Raw genomic sequence first — 4809 nt, 5'->3', positions numbered from 1 at the left:
AGCACTTGTCCCTACGACTTCAACCTGTCCGGAGCAACCCAACAATATGCCGAGTCCCACCGTCACCTCGCCGCAAGTAGCCATCAACGACATTGGCTCGAGCGAGGATTTTCTCGCCGCCATCGATAAAACAATCAAGTACTTCAACGATGGCGACATCGTCGAAGGGACCATCGTCAAGGTCGACCGGGACGAGGTTCTCCTCGACATCGGCTACAAGACCGAAGGCGTCATCCCTTCCCGCGAGCTGTCTATCAAGCACGACGTCGACCCCAACGAGGTCGTTTCCGTAGGCGATGAAGTCGAAGCCCTGGTCCTCACCAAAGAGGACAAAGAAGGCCGGCTGATCCTGTCCAAGAAGCGTGCTCAGTACGAGCGCGCCTGGGGCACCATCGAGGCGCTCAAGGAGAAGGACGAGGCCGTCAAGGGCACCGTCATCGAGGTCGTCAAGGGTGGTCTGATCCTCGACATCGGCCTGCGTGGGTTCCTGCCTGCGTCGCTGGTGGAGATGCGCCGCGTCCGCGATCTGCAGCCCTACATCGGCAAGGAGATCGAAGCCAAGATCATCGAGCTGGACAAGAACCGCAACAACGTGGTGCTGTCCCGCCGGGCTTGGCTGGAGCAGACTCAGTCCGAGGTGCGCAGCGAATTCCTCAACCAGCTGACCAAGGGGGCCATCCGCAAGGGTGTGGTGTCCTCGATCGTCAACTTCGGTGCGTTCGTCGACCTCGGCGGTGTCGACGGTCTGGTGCACGTCTCCGAGCTGAGTTGGAAGCACATCGACCATCCGTCCGAGGTCGTCCAGGTTGGCGACGAGGTCACCGTCGAGGTGCTCGACGTCGACATGGACCGCGAGCGGGTTTCGCTGTCGCTCAAAGCCACTCAGGAAGACCCGTGGCGGCACTTCGCCCGCACTCACGCCATCGGCCAGATCGTGCCGGGCAAGGTCACCAAGCTGGTGCCGTTCGGTGCGTTCGTCCGCGTCGAAGAGGGCATCGAAGGCCTGGTGCACATCTCCGAGTTGGCGGAGCGCCACGTCGAGGTGCCCGACCAGGTTGTCGCCGTCGGCGACGACGCGATGGTCAAGGTCATCGACATCGACCTGGAGCGTCGTCGGATCTCGCTGAGCCTCAAGCAGGCCAACGAGGACTACACCGAGGAATTCGACCCGGCGAAGTACGGCATGGCGGACAGCTACGACGACCAGGGCAACTACATCTTCCCCGAGGGCTTCGACGCCGAAACCAACGAGTGGCTCGAAGGTTTCGACACCCAGCGCACCGAGTGGGAGGCCCGCTACGCCGAGGCCGAGCGTCGGCACAAGATGCACACCGCGCAGATGGAGAAGTTCGCCGCTGCCGAGGCCGAGGAGGCCGCCCGCCCGCAGTCCAGCAGCTCGTCGAGCGACGACGCACCCAGCGGTGGCTCGCTGGCCAGCGACGCGCAGCTCGCCGCTCTGCGGGAGAAGCTGGCAGGCAGCGCCTAACAGTCAAACCCTCACGAACGCCCCGGCTCCCCACGAGTCGGGGCGTTCGTCGTCCCGGCGTCCTGACACACTGGTGCGGTGCTGCGCATTGGCCTGTCCGGTGGTATCGGCGCCGGGAAGTCGACCGTGTCCGCGACGTTCAGCGACCTCGGCGGAATCGTCGTCGACGGCGACGTGATCGCTCGCGAAGTCGTCGAGCCCGGCACCGCGGGCCTGGCCAAGCTGGTCGAGGCGTTCGGTGAGCAGATCCTGTCTGAGGACGGCTCGCTCAACCGGCCGGCGTTGGCCGCGATCGCGTTCAGCGACGAGGAGAAGCGCCAGACGTTGAATGGCATCGTGCATCCGCTGGTCGGGCAGCGACGGTCGGAACTGATTGCCGCCGCCGCGCCCGACGCCGTGATCGTGGAGGACATTCCGCTGCTGGTGGAATCCGGGATGGCGCCGATGTTCCCCATCGTCATCATCGTGAACGCCGACGAAGACCTGCGACTGAAGCGCCTGATCGAGCACCGCGGGTTCAGCGAGAAGGACGCTCGGGCTCGGATCGCTGCGCAGGCCACCGAAGAACAGCGGCGCGCGGTCGCCGATGTCTGGCTCGACAACAGCGGCAGCGCAGATGAATTGGTCGAGCAGGCGCGGGTCCTGTGGCGGCAGCGCATCCTGCCGTTCGCGCACAATCTCGATGCCGGCGAGCCGGCCGACGCGCGGCCGGCCCTGGTGCCCTACGACTCGTCCTGGCCGGATCAGGCCCGGCGCATCGAGGCCCGGCTGAAAACGGCGTGCGGGCACCGCGCCGTTCGCATTGACCACATCGGGTCGACGGCGGTGCCGGGGATGCACGCCAAGGATGTCATCGACATGCAGGTGACGGTCGCTTCGCTGGCCGACGCGGACGCGCTGGCCGAGACGTTGACCAACGCGGGGTATGTACGCCGGCCGATCAGCTCCGACCGGAGCAAACCGGATGCCCGCAGCACCATCGCGGAGTTCGACCACATCGACGATAAATCGCGGTGGCAGCAGCGGATTCATGCATCAGCCGACCCCGGTAGGCCGACGCTCGTCCATCTCCGGGTGGACGGCTGGCCCAATCAGCAGTTCGCCTTGCTGTTCGTCGACTGGCTGAGCGCCAACCCTGAGGCGCGGGAAGGGTATTTGGCTGTCAAGCGCGCAGCGCAGCGGACCGGCGACCTCCCAGGCGACGTCGCGAAGGAGCCGTGGTTCGGCCACGCCTACCGCGAGGCCTGGGCCTGGGCGGACACGACGAACTGGCGGCCTAGACAGCCGGAATAGGCAGTGGCGCTCCACAGGCCACCACGCCGTTCATCGGGTCGGTGCTGCCCGGAGTCGGCCGGGCCATCTGGTCGACCTGGACAAACACCTGGTCGTCGACATCGATTTCGCAATGCACATTCGCCGAATACGGCCACTTGACCGCAATCTGCATCCCGGCGTGGTGCGGGTCGGGTAGCACCGCGTTGGCCTGAAATGAACTACCCGGCAACGTACCCAGTTGCGCCATGTTGGTTTGGTTGTCGGCGGTGATGAAGGTAGCGACACTGCCAGGCGCCACGCCGTCGACGCGAGCGATGTAGGTGATGTTGTGCAAGTCGGCCCGCGCGGTGGCGGGTATCAGCGGCGCACAGGTAACCGCCGCGGCGACTGCCATCCATCTGTGCACAATGCCCATGACCGCACAGATTACCGTTCGCGCTTGAACCGGTTGACCGCATCGGTAGCCCCGTCGCGACGCTTGACCAGCAACCATGTCTCGTCTTCGCCTTCGCGAACGCGGGTCAATGCGTAGCCGCCGTGCATTTTCTGGCCGTTCAGCAAGACCGCCAGATGCCCGCGCCGCAGGCACGTCGCCATCTCGTGTCCGGTGGTGTTTGCGTAGGTGCCGTGATCCAAGACGGTGACATCGTCGTCGACCTCGATGCCGGATTGGTCCAGCGGATGATCGGCGATGCGCCGTGCCATTCTCTGGTTCTGCGGGTTCGCGTCCGGCCCGCGGGGGATCGCCCACGACACCAGGACGCCGTCGATCTCGAGGCGCAAGTCGAAGCGGTCGTCGCGTTTCTCGTGGTGCTGGACGACGAAACACGGTCCTTGGCCACGCCGCCGAGGTGCGATGCTCCGCCCGGTGTGCCGACGAGGCCGGCGATTACTCAAACCCATCAATGCTCCATACCCGCCTGACCCCGCCCGGAAAACCGGCAACGCCCGCAAGGCACGTTCGGGTCGCGCACGGCCGGGCACTGTTGGAGACGCTGATCGAACGCGCGAAAAGCGAGACCACACCGCCGAGGTCAGCGCCATTCGACGGGCATACCCTCGCTGGCCAGCCACGCGGTGAGGTCGTAGTTGTTGCGAGCCAAGCCGTCCACGGCGTGCAGTACCCTGCGTACGGCCAACTCGCCGGCCTCGGGCGTCAGCAGACCGTGCCGGACGGCGTCGAGCAGTTCGTCAATATCGGTCACATCGACCCCGGCGTGGGTGCGAACCTCCATGTCGAGGTAATGGTCTTCCGATGTCCAGCGCTGCGGGCCCATTGTGTATTCGCCGACGTCGAGGTAGAAGTCGTAATCGCGTTCGTGGCCAGGACTACGGTGAAAGACCGTGGCGCGCAACCCCAGTGACGGCAGCAGCCACGACTCGAGGTAGTGGAACTCGGCGCGGCCGGGGGTTGGGCGGGCCAGGTAGAGCCCCCACGGCCGCACGGCGTATTCGTCAACTGCCCGCACGACGCCTTTGGGATCGGTGTTGGTGCGGGCTCTGAGGTCGAACGTCTCGCGCTTGGGCGGGTGCATCGCGTCAGCGCCTGAGCCGCAGTTTCCAGCGGACGAGGCAGGCGTAGGCCGCCGTCACCTGGTCTGGTGGTAGACCGGCGGACGGACGTCCAGCCCGCGCGGTCGTCTTTTGCTCCGACGGGGAGAGCGACGGCGCCGGGCGAGGTGGTGGAGCCGGCGGCTCGGACCGCACCGGCGTCGACCACGTCATAGTCCGCTGCACGGGCCACCCGCCCGCGCCGCGGCGCGCTCCGATCTCGAACCTTAGCCGCGGTCCGCGCGCGTTGCCGACGTTGACGCTCTGCCCATCATGGATGCCGATCACTGGGCGGCGGTAGCGGTTGACAAATGTGCCGTTGACCGAACCGTTGTCGATGCCAATCCACTTGCCCTGTTCGAACCGCAGGATCAGATGGGCCCGAGAGATTCGCGGATCGGCGACGCGGACGTCGGCGCGCAGGTCGCGTCCGATGATGACGTCATGACCCGCGGTGAAGGTACGTTGCGACCCGTTGTGCCACACGGTCAGAATGG

5 protein-coding genes and 1 pseudogene are annotated in these 4809 nt (G+C 65.8%); 2 read left to right on the top strand and 4 right to left on the bottom strand.

All coding sequences use genetic code 11. From position 1 onward, the window contains the following. The first annotated feature begins 46 nt into the window (after positions 1-46). Positions 47-1486, top strand: a complete 1440-nt coding sequence (gene rpsA / locus AC2VOG_RS09105; protein WP_486939584.1) for a 30S ribosomal protein S1 — start codon at positions 47-49, stop codon at positions 1484-1486. 78 nt (positions 1487-1564) lie between these two features. Next, on the top strand, positions 1565-2779 hold the full coding sequence (gene coaE / locus AC2VOG_RS09100) for a dephospho-CoA kinase (RefSeq protein ID WP_486939583.1): 1215 nt from the start codon (positions 1565-1567) through the stop codon (positions 2777-2779). Here the strand turns inward: coaE and AC2VOG_RS09095 are convergent. From AC2VOG_RS09095 to AC2VOG_RS09080, 4 genes and pseudogenes are all read right to left on the bottom strand, one after another. Continuing rightward, positions 2763-3176 carry a hypothetical protein gene (locus AC2VOG_RS09095; protein ID WP_486939582.1) on the bottom strand — a complete coding sequence of 138 codons (414 nt, stop codon included), beginning with the start codon at positions 3174-3176 and terminating at the stop codon, positions 2763-2765. The genes coaE and AC2VOG_RS09095 overlap by 17 nt on opposite strands. An 11-nt stretch (positions 3177-3187) precedes the next feature. After that, positions 3188-3664: a DNA polymerase ligase N-terminal domain-containing protein gene (locus AC2VOG_RS09090; protein ID WP_486939581.1), complete on the bottom strand. Its 477-nt coding sequence runs from the start codon at positions 3662-3664 to the stop codon at positions 3188-3190. A 131-nt stretch (positions 3665-3795) separates the two neighbouring features. After that, on the bottom strand, positions 3796-4296 hold the full coding sequence (locus AC2VOG_RS09085; protein ID WP_486939580.1) for a ribonuclease FAU-1 family protein: 501 nt from the start codon (positions 4294-4296) through the stop codon (positions 3796-3798). Between the two features lie 202 nt (positions 4297-4498). After that, positions 4499-4807 (bottom strand): annotated as a pseudogene (locus AC2VOG_RS09080) (FHA domain-containing protein); the annotation flags it as partial. Positions 4808-4809 lie beyond the last annotated feature (2 nt).

It is taken from the genome of Mycobacterium sp. TH-M11, from assembly GCF_057473725.1.
The sequence above is the reverse complement of the archived record's forward strand: the minus strand, read 5'-3'. Positions and strand labels throughout refer to the sequence as shown.

Coding starts and splice junctions, on each gene's coding strand:
- rpsA (WP_486939584.1), top strand. CDS start 47: ATGCCGAGTCCCACCGTCACCTCGCCGCAAGTAGCCATCAACGACATT.
- AC2VOG_RS09095 (WP_486939582.1), bottom strand. CDS start 3,176: ATGGGCATTGTGCACAGATGGATGGCAGTCGCCGCGGCGGTTACCTGT.
- AC2VOG_RS09090 (WP_486939581.1), bottom strand. CDS start 3,664: ATGGGTTTGAGTAATCGCCGGCCTCGTCGGCACACCGGGCGGAGCATC.
- AC2VOG_RS09085 (WP_486939580.1), bottom strand. CDS start 4,296: ATGCACCCGCCCAAGCGCGAGACGTTCGACCTCAGAGCCCGCACCAAC.